Origin of the sequence: Metabacillus litoralis, from assembly GCF_020524045.1 — a bacterium.
Taxonomy (GTDB): domain Bacteria; phylum Bacillota; class Bacilli; order Bacillales; family Bacillaceae; genus Metabacillus; species Metabacillus litoralis_C.
In genome coordinates this window covers 72,906-89,062 of record NZ_JAIVKL010000019.1, presented here as the reverse complement: position 1 = coordinate 89,062, position 16,157 = coordinate 72,906, and the positions used below count along the sequence as shown (strand labels likewise).

General features: G+C 32.7%; 14 protein-coding genes. 5 read left to right on the top strand and 9 right to left on the bottom strand.

The window, feature by feature from the left end:
• Positions 1-198 precede the first annotated feature (198 nt).
• The 5 genes from LC076_RS20420 to LC076_RS20400 all read right to left on the bottom strand — a co-directional run bounded on the left by LC076_RS20420 (position 199) and on the right by LC076_RS20400 (position 6,445).
• A complete protein-coding gene (locus LC076_RS20420; RefSeq protein WP_226670945.1) occupies positions 199-753 on the bottom strand; it encodes a hypothetical protein in 555 nt (184 codons plus the stop codon).
• Positions 754-1,191: 438 nt separating this feature from the next.
• Entirely contained in the window at positions 1,192-2,937 is a 1,746-nt protein-coding gene (locus LC076_RS20415) for a phospho-sugar mutase (RefSeq protein WP_226670943.1), read from the bottom strand.
• Between the two features lie 471 nt (positions 2,938-3,408).
• Positions 3,409-4,953, bottom strand: a complete 1,545-nt coding sequence (locus LC076_RS20410; RefSeq protein ID WP_226670942.1) for a bifunctional GNAT family N-acetyltransferase/carbon-nitrogen hydrolase family protein — start codon at positions 4,951-4,953, stop codon at positions 3,409-3,411.
• A 146-nt stretch (positions 4,954-5,099) separates the two neighbouring features.
• Positions 5,100-5,756 carry an HAD family hydrolase gene (locus LC076_RS20405; protein ID WP_226670939.1) on the bottom strand — a complete coding sequence of 219 codons (657 nt, stop codon included), beginning with the start codon at positions 5,754-5,756 and terminating at the stop codon, positions 5,100-5,102.
• A gap of 254 nt (positions 5,757-6,010) precedes the next feature.
• Positions 6,011-6,445 carry a CBS domain-containing protein gene (locus LC076_RS20400; protein ID WP_413466016.1) on the bottom strand — a complete coding sequence of 145 codons (435 nt, stop codon included), beginning with the start codon at positions 6,443-6,445 and terminating at the stop codon, positions 6,011-6,013.
• 226 nt (positions 6,446-6,671) lie between these two features.
• On the opposite strand from LC076_RS20400, the gene LC076_RS20395 reads away from it, so the two are divergent.
• The gene (locus tag LC076_RS20395) at positions 6,672-7,103 is read left to right on the top strand and encodes a disulfide oxidoreductase (RefSeq protein ID WP_226670937.1); all 432 of its coding nucleotides are present in this window, start codon (positions 6,672-6,674) and stop codon (positions 7,101-7,103) included.
• A 1-nt stretch (position 7,104) separates the two neighbouring features.
• Positions 7,105-7,572, top strand: coding sequence for a thioredoxin family protein (locus LC076_RS20390; RefSeq protein ID WP_226670935.1), 468 nt, complete (start codon positions 7,105-7,107; stop codon positions 7,570-7,572).
• Positions 7,573-7,625: 53 nt separating this feature from the next.
• On the opposite strand, the gene LC076_RS20385 is transcribed toward LC076_RS20390, so the two are convergent.
• Positions 7,626-8,081, bottom strand: coding sequence for a DUF5365 family protein (locus LC076_RS20385; protein ID WP_226670933.1), 456 nt, complete (start codon positions 8,079-8,081; stop codon positions 7,626-7,628).
• Between the two features lie 116 nt (positions 8,082-8,197).
• On the opposite strand from LC076_RS20385, the gene LC076_RS20380 reads away from it, so the two are divergent.
• Positions 8,198-9,097: an RluA family pseudouridine synthase gene (locus LC076_RS20380; protein WP_319005571.1), complete on the top strand. Its 900-nt coding sequence runs from the start codon at positions 8,198-8,200 to the stop codon at positions 9,095-9,097.
• A 226-nt stretch (positions 9,098-9,323) separates the two neighbouring features.
• Here the strand turns inward: LC076_RS20380 and LC076_RS20375 are convergent, their stop codons facing one another.
• Complete coding sequence (locus LC076_RS20375; protein WP_226670929.1) at positions 9,324-9,902, bottom strand: class D sortase; 579 nt, start codon at positions 9,900-9,902, stop codon at positions 9,324-9,326.
• Positions 9,903-10,067: 165 nt separating this feature from the next.
• Positions 10,068-10,646, bottom strand: a complete 579-nt coding sequence (locus LC076_RS20370; protein WP_226670928.1) for an NAD(P)H-dependent oxidoreductase — start codon at positions 10,644-10,646, stop codon at positions 10,068-10,070.
• 375 nt (positions 10,647-11,021) lie between these two features.
• Between LC076_RS20370 and LC076_RS20365 the strand changes: the two genes are divergently transcribed.
• Both LC076_RS20365 and LC076_RS20360 read left to right on the top strand, forming a co-directional pair.
• Positions 11,022-11,678 carry a B12-binding domain-containing protein gene (locus LC076_RS20365; protein ID WP_226670926.1) on the top strand — a complete coding sequence of 219 codons (657 nt, stop codon included), beginning with the start codon at positions 11,022-11,024 and terminating at the stop codon, positions 11,676-11,678.
• Between the two features lie 43 nt (positions 11,679-11,721).
• Positions 11,722-12,351 carry a hypothetical protein gene (locus LC076_RS20360; protein WP_226670924.1) on the top strand — a complete coding sequence of 210 codons (630 nt, stop codon included), beginning with the start codon at positions 11,722-11,724 and terminating at the stop codon, positions 12,349-12,351.
• Here LC076_RS20360 and LC076_RS20355 read toward each other — a convergent pair.
• Positions 12,334-15,915, bottom strand: a complete 3,582-nt coding sequence (locus tag LC076_RS20355; protein ID WP_226670923.1) for a CheR family methyltransferase — start codon at positions 15,913-15,915, stop codon at positions 12,334-12,336. The genes LC076_RS20360 and LC076_RS20355 overlap by 18 nt on opposite strands.
• Positions 15,916-16,157: the final 242 nt, after the last annotated feature.

Genomic DNA, 16,157 nt, shown 5'->3' with positions numbered 1-16,157 from the left:
TCTTTTATGACATTTGCATTTCAATTAAACTTAGCTTGATTCAAACAGAAAATCGTCCAAAAAAACCTTACATAATTTGTAAGGTTAGCTTGATGACATTGGGCTCAGCTTCCTCCCCGTGGAACGCGAGTGTCTGCAGCGCAATGGAACGAACTTGTTTTTTTCAACTTAACTGAATTTAGATTTAACCTCCTATCATTATTTTTTTATCCATTTAACTAAATATGTCAACCAATAAGCAATATATGCAATTCCTATATCAATAAGAAAAACATAAAAAAGATTCATTCCTTTATTTAATTTGACTAAACCTACATATGCTTCTACAGATGCAAAACCGAATGCAAATACAGCACTAAGCAGGATCGTGTACAAGTAAAAGTTTTTGTTATGATTCGTACAATATTGATACAAAAGCAGAAAGCCTACTGGAAGTGCGGAGGCTGTCATGTTAAGGGCGAAGGGTAATAAAGGTGTTAGAAAATATGTATGGATGAAAAAACCTAATCTTTCGAGAACTATATCGATATATGTCCATAACAAATGCACTGTATATCCAAAGAAAAAAAGTTCAAAAATTCTTTTTCTATCAACTAAAAAATAAACCAACAGTAATGGAGCAATTAATAATGAGACAACTGTCCAGAATTGCCATGTCCCCATATGAGAGTAGCTTTCCCAATATGAAGAAAATAAAGAATTTAACTCTTCACTCTTCTTATTAATTTCCTTCCAATATTCACTGTATTCCATGAGATATCCTCCTAAAAGGGAATAATAAACATTATCTATTGTTTCCATAATGAGTATTGAAATACAGCTGAAATGATCATTTTCCTGAGACAATATAAATTGTGCACTAGACACTTGAGCCAATGAACACCTTGAGCTAATTAATAACTCTAAGTACAAATTCTTATCCTTTTTCATATAGGCTGTTTTCGCGAACTTTGATGTTTTTGAATACCCTAAGCAATCAGCACTGTATTAAGTCTAGTGGTATCTTTTATTCATAAAATAGTACCTTTGTAGTGGGAAAACACTGTTTTCACCCCAAATTTTTATTACATAGCAACAATCGTTCAGAAATGAGCCTTCATATAAAAAAGACGAACAAATTCATTCAAAATTTGCTCGTCTTTTTATAAAGGTTTATTCCGTATTTATTAAAAAGTGACTTTAGGATCCGCTTTACTTGCTTAAAGCTGCTATCAGTTCATATACTTTATTCATTACACCAGCTTCTAATGCCGCTAGCTGTTCTTCACTTTGTTCTAATGTTTCACAGTTAACACCAAAGTAGAATTTAGCTTTTGGCTCTGTACCAGATGGTCGTACACAGAACCAAGAATGATCTTCAAGAATATATTTCAAAACGTTGGATCCTGGTAAATGGATCGTTTCTTTGGATCCAGCAACTACATCTTGACGTTCACTTGTTTGATAATCTTCAATGGCTACGATTTTCTTTCCTGCTATGTCTGTCGGTGGATTACTTCTAAAGGATTGAAGAATACTTTGGATTTGCTCAGCACCTTCTTTTCCTTTCAATGTTAAAGATTGCAAGCCTTCTTTGTAATAACCATACTTTTTAAAAATCTCGAGCAAGCCTTGGTACAAAGTTAGCCCTTTCTTTTTGTAATAAGCTGCTACTTCTACAGATAATAGAGCGGCTTGTACAGCATCTTTGTCACGAGCAAAATCACCAATTAAATAACCATAACTTTCCTCATAGCCAAATTGGAATTCATATTGACCACTTCTTTCGTATTCATTGATTTTTTCACCAATGAATTTAAATCCTGTTAAGGTATCAATTGTATCTAACCCAAATGAGCTAGCGATATCTCTCCCAATTTCTGATGTTACGATAGTTTTTAACACAACACCATTGCTTGGAAGTGTTCCTTTTTCCTTTTTCTCCGAAAGGATGTAATGAAGAAGAAGTGCACCTGTTTGGTTTCCTGTTAACACAACATATTCTCCATCATTATTCTTCACTGCTACCCCAAGACGATCCGCATCTGGATCTGTTCCAATTAACACATCAGCATCGATTTTTTTTCCATCACGTATTGCTAAAGTAAAAGCGTCATGTTCTTCAGGATTTGGTGATTTGACTGAAGAGAAATTCGGATCTGGTAGTTCTTGTTCTTTCACAACTGTAATATTTTTATAGCCTAGAGCATCTAAGCCAAGACGAACAGGTTTGTTAGCTGTTCCATGTAGTGGTGTGAAAACAACCTTAATATCTACTTCACTTGAAAGATTAGGATTCACTGAAATTGTTTTTAACTTCTCAGTATAAGCTTCGTCAATTTCTTCACCTAACATTTTAATAAGCCCTTGTTCTTTCAATGTAGCTTCATCTTGTACTTCTATTAAAAGTTCATCTTCAACTTTACTTACATACGAAATGACAGTATCTGCTGCTGCAGGTGGCAATTGACCTCCATCTTCTCCGTAAACTTTATAGCCATTATATTCAGGTGGGTTATGACTTGCAGTAATAACTATTCCTGAAAAACCATTTAAGTGACGAACGGCAAATGAAAGCTCTGGTGTTGGGCGCAGTTCTTCAAATACATATGTTTGAATTCCATGAGAAGCAAGTGTTTTTGCCGCTTCCATTGCAAATTCCGGTGATTTATAACGTGAATCATAAGCAATAACAACCCCACGTTTTTTGGCTTCTTCACCGAAAGAATCTATGTATGAAGCTAGTCCTTCTGAAGCTTTACGAACTGTGTATGTATTCATTCGGTTCGTACCTGGTCCAATCTCTCCACGCATACCACCAGTACCGAACTCTAATTCTTTATAAAAGCAATCTTCTAATACCTTTTCATTGCCTTCCATTTCGTTTAATAAACCTTTTAACTCTTGATCTAAATCCTGTTTATTTATCCAACGTTGATAACTTTTTTCCCAGCTCATATTTACCTCCAAGGAGTGATTTTTCAGCATATTTCAATAAATACCATCCTTATTTTAGCATAAATTAGGTTTTTCCACAGAAAGGATTTTCTACAAAATCAGCTAATTTATCACTCTTACTACAATATTTTTTTGAACAATGTTATTTTACAACAACATTTATTAAGGCTATTTTCGAAAACATTTTGTTTTGACAATCTCGAAGGAACCAGCTCTGTATTAAGTTTAGTGGCATCTTTTCTGCAAGAAAAATACCATTTAATCGATAAAAAACTTTTTCCAACAGATAATTAGTCAATTAGCAACAATCTCTTAGAAAAGAGCCTTTATCAAACATACTCTTTTATCATAATGCACACATCATAAATTACTATTTTTTCAATATATTTCTTTATTCGACTTTAGCGAAATTAACACTTGATAAAAACAGACGAAAAAGCTGACTCATGATAAAAGTCAGCTTTTCACTTATTACTGTTCCTTTTTATATCTAATAGAGTAGATATCTCTTCTACGATCTTTCAATTGATTAACTGTACCTGATTGTCGTTGACGTCTTAATATTTCTAAATCAACATCACCTATGATCACCATTTCAATGTTCGGATTACATTCCCCAACAATTCCATCTCTTGCAAATTCAAAATCAGATGGAGCAAAAATAGCTGATTGAGCATATTGAATATCCATATTTTCTGTTTGCGGTAAATTACCAACAGTACCGGCAATGACAGTATAAATTTGATTTTCAACTGCACGAGCTTGAGCACAATAGCGCACTCGTAAATAGCCTTGACGATCTTCTGTGCAGAATGGTGTGAAGATGATTTTTGCACCTTTATCTGTAGCAATACGCGCAAGCTCAGGGAATTCTATGTCATAACAAATTTGGATGGCTATCTTTCCACAATCTGTATTAAATACCTTTACTTGATCGCCACGACTTATTCCCCACCATTTTCTTTCATTTGGTGTGATATGAAGTTTATATTGCTTTTCAATTGTTCCATCTCTTCGGAATAAGTAAGCAATATTATAAATTTGCCCTTCTTCTTCAACAACATGAGAGCCACCGATAATGTTCACATTATATCTGACTGCTAGCTCTGTAAATAATTCAATATAATCCTCCGTAAACTCTGTTAAGCGCTGAATTGCCTTACTTGGTACCTTTTCATCAAGAAAAGACATAAGCTGTGTTGTGAAAATTTCAGGAAAAACTGCGAAATCAGAGCCTGCATCAGAAGCCACATCAGTATAATACTCCACTTGTTTCGCGAACTCTTCAAAAGAAGAAATCTGCTTCATCATGTATTGAACAACACAGATACGAACCGGATACGATGTTTTGTAAAAACGCTTTGTATTTGGTTGATAATCAACATTATTCCATTCCATAAGAGTTGCGTATTGATAGGAAGCCATATCATCGGCTAAATAATTCGGGTTAATTCTCATTAATGTAAACTCATTTAAAAGCTGGAAGGAAAGAACTGGATCATACACTTTATGTAATGATACCTGTTGAACATATTCTCTTGGAGATAATTCATCAGCATACTTATAATAATTCGGAATTCTACCTCCAATGATAATACTCTTCAAATTCATTCTTCGTGCAAAGTCTTTTCTTGCTTCATATAAGCGATGTCCGATTTTCATTCGACGATAATTTGGGTGTACCATTACCTCAATTCCATACATGTTATACCCATCTGGATCATGGTTTGTGATGTATCCATTGTCTGTAATATCATCCCATGTATGTCGATCATCATATTCATCAAAATTGACTAAAAGACTTGAACATGAACCGATGATTTTCCCTTCAAATTCTGCGCAAAATTGACCTTCTGGAAAGTGTTCTAAATGACTTTCTAAGTGCTCTCTTTTCCATGGTGTCATACCAGGAAAGCATTTTAATTGTAGCTTTAAAATCTCGTCGATATCTTTTTCTTGTATGTTACGAATAATCATTTTCTTTTCAAATTTCGATAAGTCCAGTTTTTCAGACATTGTGATAACTCCTTTAATATAAATAGTCGGGTCTGTTAAACGTCGTTGCTGATTTCCGTTACAGGCATTCGCTTCAATCAACAATATGCAAAATATCAACTTGAGCTTTAACATAGCCAATAGGTAAAAAGATATAATACCCTTTATTATTTATTTAAAAACATTACTAATTCCTGTAATTTCATAGCAGCCATTGTTTCTAATCGATGGTCAACTTCACAAAAATCTAAATTCTTAGTTACTGAGTTCGGTACAATCACACATTTCATACCAGCACGTTTGGCAGCCAATGCCCCATTTGCCGAATCCTCAAATGCTATACATTCCTTTGGATCAACATTTAAGCATTTTGCTGCTTCTAAATAAAGTGCCGGATCAGGTTTCACTTGGTCCACATGATCTGATGTTCGAATGCACTCAAATTCATCTAATAAATTCAATCGCTTTAGATGTGAAGAAACCCAGTTATAGCTAGAGCTAGATGCTAAACCTATTTTTAATCCAAGCTCCTTAGCTGCGATAAGATAATCTACTACACCTGGTCTAGCTTTCTCAAGATGAATTCGTTTACTAAACCTTTCTTCTTGTTGTTTCTTAATCCTGTTTTCGTCAATTACTTTATTTGCTTGTTCTTGTAAATATGTATAAGGACTAAAATCAGACTTTGTTCCAATTACTTTTCCCCAAATACTTAATGGCAACTCACAATCATGCTCTTTAAAAATTTCTGATAACACTTCATATTCATGTGTTTCAGTATCTAAAATTAATCCATCAAAATCAAAGATAATTGCCTTAATCAATGTAAATCATCTCCTCTTCTTACATTATACAAAACACCCTCTGTTTTTTCACGCCAACACCTTTTATATAAAAAAGAGGTATGACATCATGTCACACCTCACATAAGATATTTGCTGTTTCTAGATTTTTATTTGCTGTTTGTCATCGTTTATTTGCTGTTACTCATAATATATTTGCTGTTTTCATTACTTTATTTGCTAATATCAGCAATATATTAGATTTTCGACAACAAACGACACAAATTAAAACTTCCTCAAGAAGTTTTATTCGGTTCAGAAATGTTAGTTAATGCTACTCCTGCAGCATGATCGCTCATTTCATTTGTAGCTAAGTCGCCTAATGCAACAATTCCAACTAATTGATTATTGTCAACGATAGGTAAACGACGAATTTGATGCTGTGCCATTATTTTTGCAGCTTCTTCAACGGACATTGACGTATGACCAGAAACAAGGTTTGTTGACATAACCTGTGAAACTGGCGTCGAATTTTCTAAACCTTTCGCAGTCGTACGAAGAGTGATGTCTCGGTCTGTAATAATTCCTCTTAGTTGACCATTATCAACAACAGGAATTGACCCTACATTTGTTTGCTCCATTAATGTCGCAGCTTCTTTAATCGTTTGATCGGAAGATATTGTCGCTACATTCGTTGTCATACATTCTTGAATTGAATTCAATATAATCATCTCCTTTCCTCCCATAGTATGAACAGTTAATAAAACTTTATAGATAGAATATTTCTAGTAAATATCTTTCAAAATTACCAATCACTTGTCATCGTATTTCAATCAGGTTTTAACCAAGAATAAGCTATAGTGAAAAAACATCACAGTATTGTCACAATCTATCTATTTTACAGGCTATTCAAGAAGGCTTATAATTTAAGGAAATAATATAAGTGTGAGGTATACTATGTCAGTCACTTTTAATAAAAAAGTAGAAAATTTACTATCTATTGGTTGGGTTGCTTCTTTTATCGCAACATTAGGAAGCCTCTATTTTTCTGAGGTATTGAAATTTACGCCATGTAATTTATGTTGGTATCAAAGAATTTTCATGTACCCTCTAGTCATCATCTTAGGGATCGCTATTTTCAAAAAAGATGCTTCTATTGCGCTTTATACGTTAATTCTTTCAGGAATTGGTGGGTGTATTTCACTTTATCACTACGGAGTACAAAAGATAGACTTTGTAGAAGAAAATTCGATCTCATGTGGAATTGTTCCATGTTCAGGTGAGTATATCAATTGGCTTGGATTTATCACAATACCTTTCTTAGCATTAATAGGATTTACTATTGTGTTTGTGACAAGTTTATTAATATTGAAGAAGGCAGGTAAATAACTTGAAGAAAATTTTGATATTTGGTGCAGTTATTTTAATTTTATTCGGAGGTCTTGCGCTCGTTACGACTTACCAAAATAAACAAAAGGCTGAAGGAAATGTATATGGAAAAGCTAATCTGGATTCTGCTACAATTGCTCAATTAGATGACCCAAATTACCAAAACATCATTCTTCCAGATCAGCTAGAAACAAAGCTTGAAAATAAAGAAGACACAATCGTTTATTTCTTTAGCCCTCGTTGTGAACATTGCGTTGCTACAACTCCTGTATTAATGCCAATAGCTGAAGATGTTGGTGTTGAGATTAATCAATTAAACTTATTAGAATTTGAAGATGCGTGGAATGAGTATAAAATTACTGGTACCCCTACTCTTGTTCACTATAAAGATGGAAAAGAAGTTGATCGTGTTGAAGGCTCTAGTACAGAGGATGCATATCGTACATTATTAGAGGAATGGAAACAATAATAGTAAAGCAAAACAAAAAAACGCGGAAATCCGCGTTTTTTTGTTTTACTACTTTAAACTAACCATGTGTTAGCTGGTTTAATAAATTGGCTAAACTCACCTATCTGACTTTCTGCTTCTCTAAATTGCGCAAAAGAAAACGGGAAGAAATATCCATATTCATTTAATGTTTGACAATTACGTTCGAACATTTCTTGATATTCTTTCTCATGTTGACATTCATCAATTAAATCTAACACAGCAATGACAGCTTGTAAGCTTGATATGATATGAAATGCATCCTTCAATGTACCATTATAAAATTGATCTGTTTCTTGTGGCTGAAGTACTTTTTGTTCTTTCAGCTCCATAATTTTATCATCTGGAAAGAATTTCGGGAAAATTTCAGTAAAAATCTGATTAACTAACTCTGCAATATGGCTTTCTTGCTCTTCTGTAGAGGCAACAACAACCTTCAAATAAATCACCCTTTTTTCACCTATTAAAACGACTAAATTATTTAACTTCATTAAGCATACCACTCGATTATTAAACTTGGTAGAGGTAAGTCTTACCGGAACTAGATTGTACATCCAATCATACTTCGGTATACTTTCTATACAATAAACATGTGTGTAAAGGATTGATATTTTTGAAGCGAAATGGCGAATGGCTCGAAATAATGATACCTACTGATTGGGCGAACCAAACTGTTTTTCATACATTAACAACTCATTTAGGAGTTTCAAAAGCAACAATACAGAAATGGAATCAAGTTTCAGCGATAATAAAAAATAATGAAAGAGCTGATGTAAATCATAAGGTCCATGAGGGTGATACATTATCTTTACACTTATTTAAAGCTGAAGATTATGGTGTAATACCTGAAAAGAGAACTCTTTCCATTTTATATGAAGATGAACATCTGTTAATCTTGGATAAGCCTTATGGAATTGATACACACCCAAACCAAGAAAATCAAAAAGGTACACTTGCTAATATTGTTGCTTATCATTTTCAATCGAGTGGTCAGCATACCCGAGTGCGACATATTCATCGACTAGATAAAGATACATCAGGTGCGATTATTTTTGCAAAACATGACTTAGCTCATTCCCTTTTAGATCAGTCTCTTCAAGCTAGAAAAATCAAGAGAACTTATCTAGCTCTTATTGAAGGGGAAATTGTTCCACCTCAAGGCAAAATAAATAAAGCGATTGGGCGAGATAGGCATCATGCTACAAGAAGAAGAGTCTCACCTAAAGGACAAAACGCAATTACTCATTATAGTGTCGTTGAATACAATACAAAAACAAATCTTTCGACTGTTTCACTTCAGCTAGAAACAGGTAGAACTCATCAAATACGAGTACATTTAAGCTCAATTGGTCATCCTCTTGCTGGCGATCTGTTATATGGAGGAAAAAAGAAGATAATAAAAAGACAAGCTTTACATTCTGCTAGGATATCATTTATTCATCCTATATCTCACGAGCAGATTACTGTTGAAGCACCTTTGCCTGAGGATATGGCTACTATTATGTAATATGGAGAAATTCAGATAGAACTGTTCATTCTAAGAACAAGATTTTTTAAAAAAGCTCATTTTAAAAGTTCGCCTTTATCTTTCCGAGCTTTGTACTCAATCATTTCTCTTCATCAATAGAGGCATATCAGTTTAATTTTAAAATCAAAAGTTAACAATTCATATTTTGGGCAATGAAATAAAGAGGTGATCTCTATATAGATCACCTCTTATATATGTCCAGAAACTAAACTACCTTCTTTTTCGCATAAATAATATAACGTTGTGGAGCATTTCCAACATAGCTAAATGGATAACATGTTGTCAATAGTAACTCCTCTTTTTCATTTTGTAGAGTAATTATGCTAAGATCATCAGCTTCTACAATTTTCGTATCTACAATCTCATATTCAAAACTACCATATGGTAAAACCATCTCAAGGGAATCACCTATTTCTAATTCACCAGCATTTCTAAAAACTGTATCTCTGTGCCCAGAAAGAACAATTTGCCCGTTTTCTTCAGGGTAATAACTGCCTTTATAATGACCAACACCTTTCTCAAGGTCATCAGGGTCTGTCCCCTCTACGATTGGTAAGTCTGCCTTTAAACGAGGGATTTGTAAAATCCCAATAGCCTCTCCTATAGGAGGTTTAAACGTGCCATCTTCTTGTTTAAAAACATCCTTACTAGGTGGAGCCTCTACAATAGCTTTTGCTTCGTTTAACGAATTGGATGTTTGCATTTTCGTATCAACAATCTCCCAAACTGCATATCCCACAATACATAAACCAACAACAATTAGTAAATATGATAGTTTCTTCATCTTTCTACTACCACTCTTTCCCCAAGGTTAATACAACCATTATATCATAGGAGATATGATGATTTGACTACTGTTTAAGATAAAACCACCTAGGAATTGTAAATATTTCGTAAAGGATAATAAAATACGTAAGCGCTAAGATCTAAAGATAAGCTTTGTTAAGCTCTATAAAATATCAACAATTCCGTTTACTTCCTTTAACATGTCTTCTCTTGCTTCTTTATTGATATGCTGTACAGAAAAATAGAACTTATGTGTTATAACATTTAGTCCACAATAATCTAAAATCCCTACATCGATCACCGTCTCCATTGATGATACAAGTTGATTTGGCTTGATAACATTTTCACTCTGACCTGTTGTTTGAAAAACAACAGCCTTCTTTTCTTTCAATAGACCTTCGGATTCTCCTTTGGTAAATCTAAAAGCAAAACCATTTGTAAAAACTCGATCAATATATCCCTTTAATATTGCAGGCATTCCATTCCACCAGGTTGGAAAAATGATCACTAGATTTTCAGCCCAAGTAATATAATCTTGTTCTACCTTAATGTCTTTTGGAAGTTTGTTTTGATAAAAGGATGTATAATTATCTTCTCTTAAAATCGGATCGAAATTCAATTTATATAAATCACGAATTTTCACTTCATGCTTTTTAAACTCTAAATGTTGTTTAACTTCATCACTAATTGCTTTATTAAAACTATCCTCACTAGGATGCGCCAAAATAATGAGAGTTTTCATTACTTCCTCCATAAACAATATATTCACTTAAAGAACCTACAATTAATTCAATTTCAAACATTCAAATCTCTAAGTTCTTGTTAGTATGCATAGAAAAAAAAGGCATTATTCGTTTAAACAAACGTTTAATTAAATGAAATTGTTTTATATAGAGCCCTATTCTAGAGGCTTTCTTTGTAAACTTTATGATTTAAAGTAATCATAAAACTCTTCCGAAACGGAAAACCCAGTAGTCGAGTATTCTTAATAGCCATTTATGAAAATACATGATATGTTAAAACAAATACAGACAAAAAAGATTTATTATTAGATGAAGAATACTAGATATTTAGTATAATAAGAAGTAGATAAAAGTATTGAAAGGAATGAAATCAGTTGACTGATTTAATCAAAAGGTTTGCTCATTTCCTCTTACTTGGTGATACTGCTAGTTCTTATAAGTTAGTAGAAAAATTACTATTAGATGGGTATTCTTCAGTATATATTTATGAAAAAATAATAAAAGATGCATTGTATTATATTGGTCATTTATGGGAAATCGATGAGATTAGTGTTGCAGATGAACATTTAGCAACTGGAACTGCTGATTTTGTTTTAACCCAATTACAGTTACTACAAAAAGATCAATCTGCCCAAAGCAAAAATCAAAAACAGGCTATGTTATTTTGCCTTGAAGGTGAAGAACATTATATAGGGGTCAAGATGGCTGCTCATGTTTTTAAAGAACACAACTGGAAAGTAAAATATTTAGGACCTAACTTACCGCTTCAGCATGCCATTTATTTTGCAATTAAATCAAAACCAGACGTTATTTGCCTTTCACTTTCGATGTCACATCAATTAAAAAGTTTATCAGATTATGCTACCACTCTTTCTGCACTTGACCATAAACCGACAATTATCGTGGGAAGTAAGCTTACTGAGAAATTTAATTTTAAAAATATTGTTCCCCATGACACGATTGTAGTATCAAATTTAGAGGAATTAACAAGCTGGATAGCTCAACAAAACATCCTGATTAAAGCCAATTAATTTTTATGTACGATCAATCACTAAAAAAGGTGTGGTAAACAAAATGGTCTCACTAGAAAACATACCAGTTCCTGTTTTTATATTAAATTCACAACTTTTCATTCTAAACTCATCAATCAAAGCTAGAACGATGTTTACTTATCAAGATCATTTTCTCGAGTTAGTTGATGTTGATAGTAAAAATAAGGTTTCTTTTTTTCTTCAATCAAAAGAAAAGGAGAAATTTGAAGCCAATTTAGTTACATCAGAAAATGAGCTTGAGCTTTTCGAATTATACCTAAAACAAACAAGTGATAGAAAATTATATGTTGTTTGTATTCCCTTAAAAGATAACTTAAAAAAAGTCAGTCACCAAGTTCATATGCTACGTGAGCAACTTATGGTAACTGACAAAGATAAACTAGAGTATCATCAACGTAAAGAAATTATCTCATTATTTCAACCATTCTTAAATGATACAGATTTGTATCATTTAACAAGCTCATCAGATCACTTAAAAGTACTTCCTAGTAAGCTTGAAAAAATCCAAGATCTATTAAGCCTCATTCGACCTGATATCATTGAAAGTGGAAAAAGTGACCATTATGAAATCATTGTTGATGAGCTAAATGATCTTCGTTCTTCCATTGATTTTTATCTTACATTGATGCCTCTTTTAGACCGTTTCAATTGAGTTAGATAATGGTAAGGTTATTTCCACTGTTGTCCCTTTGTCTAACTCACTTTGAAAGACGATTTCTCCATTATGACTTTCAATAATTTTCAAACTAACCATTAGACCTAATCCGGTCCCTTTGTCTTTTGTTGTATAAAAAGGCTCTCCCATTTTTTCCAATTGTTCCCTTGGAATTCCCTTTCCTTGATCTTGGAAGCGAACGAGAACTTTATCGTTTTCAAGATGCTTCGTTTCAATCGATAATACTCCTGTTGAACCTTCCATTGATTCTATTCCATTTTTAACAATATTAATAAATACTTGCTTTAATTCATTTTCAATTCCCTTTACTGTAAAAAGCATCGGATCTATTTTCGTTTTTATTGACACATTATTAAGAATAGCTTGAGTTTCCCATATTTTTGAAACATCCTTAATAATTTTGTTAATGTTCACTTCATGAAATGTCACTGATTTTGATCTTGAAAGGACAAGAAATTCATTAATAATTTCTTCAAGTCTTAAAAATTCAGACATCATTACTTCTGCATATTCCTCACTATATGACTTTGTTTGAGTCATTAATTGTAAGAATCCTTTAAGTGATGTTAAAGGGTTTCTAATTTCATGTGCTATTCCTGCAGCAAGTTGTCCAATTGCTGATAGCATTTCTGATTTAATTAGCATTTGTTCAGAGCTTTTTCGTTTCGTGATATCTTCACCAACACGTAAAATCTGGACAACCTCATTTTCTTCATTTTCCACTGGAATTAACGTTAAATTCTCCCAAGACTCTTCACCATTCTTATCGATATACGAGAGTTCACCAGACCATTCTTCTCCTGCTCTTACTTTCTTCCAATGGTATTCAAAATCACTATCCCTGAAAAATTCTGTGTAAATATCTTTTAACTTCTTACCGATAATTTCATTTGAATCCATTCCTAGTTGTTGAGAAAATCTGCTATTCGCATACTCTATTTTTCCTTGAAAATCTGTAATAACTGTATTTGCAGGACTAAGCTCTATAGCTTGCATACTTAGTTGTAAATCTTGATTTACTTGTCTAATAGCAGTAATATCGACAAATGTGATAACAATACCTTCTATTAAATTATTATTTGTTCGATACGGCATAATTTTGATATGAAACCATTCACCATCTTTTGAAGCTAATTCTTTATTAATCGTTTTGGCAGTTACCAATACATCATTGATATCATGCATGAAAAACTCATAATCTAAACGGTGTGAAATATGATGAATTGGACGTCCAATATCCCGCTCAATTAGATGAAAAATTTTCATAGCTTCTGGTGTGTATAACTTAATATTAAACATTCTGTCTAAAAAGATCGTCGCAATATTTGTATTGATTAATAAGTTATCCATATCATCATTAAGGTTAGTGAGCTCGACAATTTTCTTCTCATATTCAGAGTTTACGGTAATTAGCTCCTCATTCACTGATTGCATTTCTTCATTTGTGCTTTGAAGCTCTTCATTAGCAGCGATTAATTCTTCGTTCGTGCTTTGAAGCTCTTCATTAGAAGTTTCTAATTCCTCTATTGTCGTTTGTAACCCTTGTTTTGTATAATAAAGCTCTTGTTCCAAATCAAAAATGCGTTGATTATAAGCTGTATCATGATCAAATTGAATGGTATCATTTTTGATTTGAATAGAAGATTCCGGTCGATGTTCTTCAATAAATAGAGCAATATAATCTTTTCTCACATTAGGCAAAGGTTTAACACCCAACTTTACTTGCTTGCTCTCATTTTTGTTGATTAACAGATTTTCATATTTGATCTCCTTTTGATCTTGTCGAGCTCTTTTTATGGCTGTCCCAATGGCAACTGAGAGATTGGTAGGAACCATGTTAAATATATTATAGTTCAGTTTTCCTTTAGGTAGATTTAAGTATGCACCAGCATTTCCAGATGAAATAACTACTTCATTATGTTCATTTATAATAATTGAAGGTGGTAAAAGTTCATCCATTAATGAATAGAAAAGTTCATCTGCATAATGATAGTGACTATTATCTCTATATGCTTCCATAGTTGATTTATCCTTGCTATATTCTTGAGGTGAATTTTTTGTTGAAAGCAGAGCTTGTGGAAAATGATCATTTTGTTCTAATATTTGATTAGAGAATATCTTCCATTTACTATTCACAGGACTAAAAAGGCTTGATAACTTTCCTATTGTTTCACTTGGTCCTAAAAATAAATACCCCTTTTCCTTAAGTGCAAAATGAAACAAAGACAACACCTTTTGTTGTAATTCCGATTGGAAATAGATCATGACATTTCGACAACTGATCATGTCGATATTAACAAAAGGTGAATCTTTAATCATATTATGAGGTGCGAAAACAATTTTTTGTCTAATTTCTCTCTTTACTTGATAATCATTACCATCTCTATCAAAATACTTCAACAAAAGATCTTGTGGTATTGTTGTGACAATTTGTTCTGAATAACAACCCTGACTAGCAAACTTGACAGAATCCCGATCAATATCTGTTGCAAATAGCTGCAAGTCCATGTCTAATTTTCTTTTTTCAATTTCTTCATTAAATAAGATCACTAACGAATAGGCTTCTTGTCCTGTCGAACAGCCCGCAACCCATATCCTCATTTTTTTACGGCCTTTAACTAGATTATCATCAACCATTGTCGGTATTAATGTATTTTTCAAATAAAGAAATGCCTCAGTATCTCTAAAAAAATGAGTAACTCCGATTAATAAATCTTCTTGTAAATACCTGATTTCTCTTGGATTTTCCAATAGGTAATTTTTATAATCCTCAAGAGAAGAAAACGATTGATCATTAAGCGACATTCTTCTTTCAATGCGACGAATAACTGTATTTCTTTTATACATTGAAAAGTCTATTCCGCTTTTTTTCTGGATCATCATTAATACTTGATTTAAAGTAGTTTCTTTAAAACTAATTGGTTTTGTTTCAATATAACTAATAATCTGCTGCGGCATATCTGATGGACTAATAACATAATCTGTTACACCTGATCTAATGGCACTTTCAGGCATATCGGAATATTTAGCTGTTTTGTTTTGAACGAGGCATAATCCACTTTTCTCATGAATATCATTTAAACCTTTTGTGCCATCAGATCCTTTTCCAGAGAAAATAACTCCTATCGCTCGTTCCTCTGCAAAGTATGCTAATGAAGAAAAGAACCCATTTATTGGGTAATTAATTGCTTTATCCTTATGATATTTTTCTAGAGCTAATATACCTTCATTTTTAACATATATGTAATGATTTGGTGGACATAAATAGACTGTACGGGGTTTTAAAATCATTCCTTCTTCTGCTTGAATGACCTTCATATTAGTATGTTTTTTCAATAGTTCTGGCATGAAGCTCTTGTATTGTGAAGATAAGTGTTGAACAATAACAAATGCTGCTTCAATATCAGATGTAATTGATTGAAAAAACAGTTCAATTGGTTCTAGTCCTCCCGCAGATGCTCCAATTCCAACTATATAAGGAATATCTTGTGTAGGTTTATGATGTTCAATAATTCCTTGCCCTTCTGTTACGTTTGACATAGTATATCCTCCTTTAACAATCTCTCTATCTCATTGATATTAGAAAGATATTTACAATAAAAATATGTGTCCACCATTTTATATTTGCCTAATTTCTAGAAGAACGTATTTAGAGATTACAATTCGTCGTATACGTTGATTTCAATTATAATTTCTACATTATCTATTAATATTCCTTTTCCATTGTACCTTATTAAACTATGATACTGAATTCTTAATCGTTTTTTAAAAAAATTTGTCAA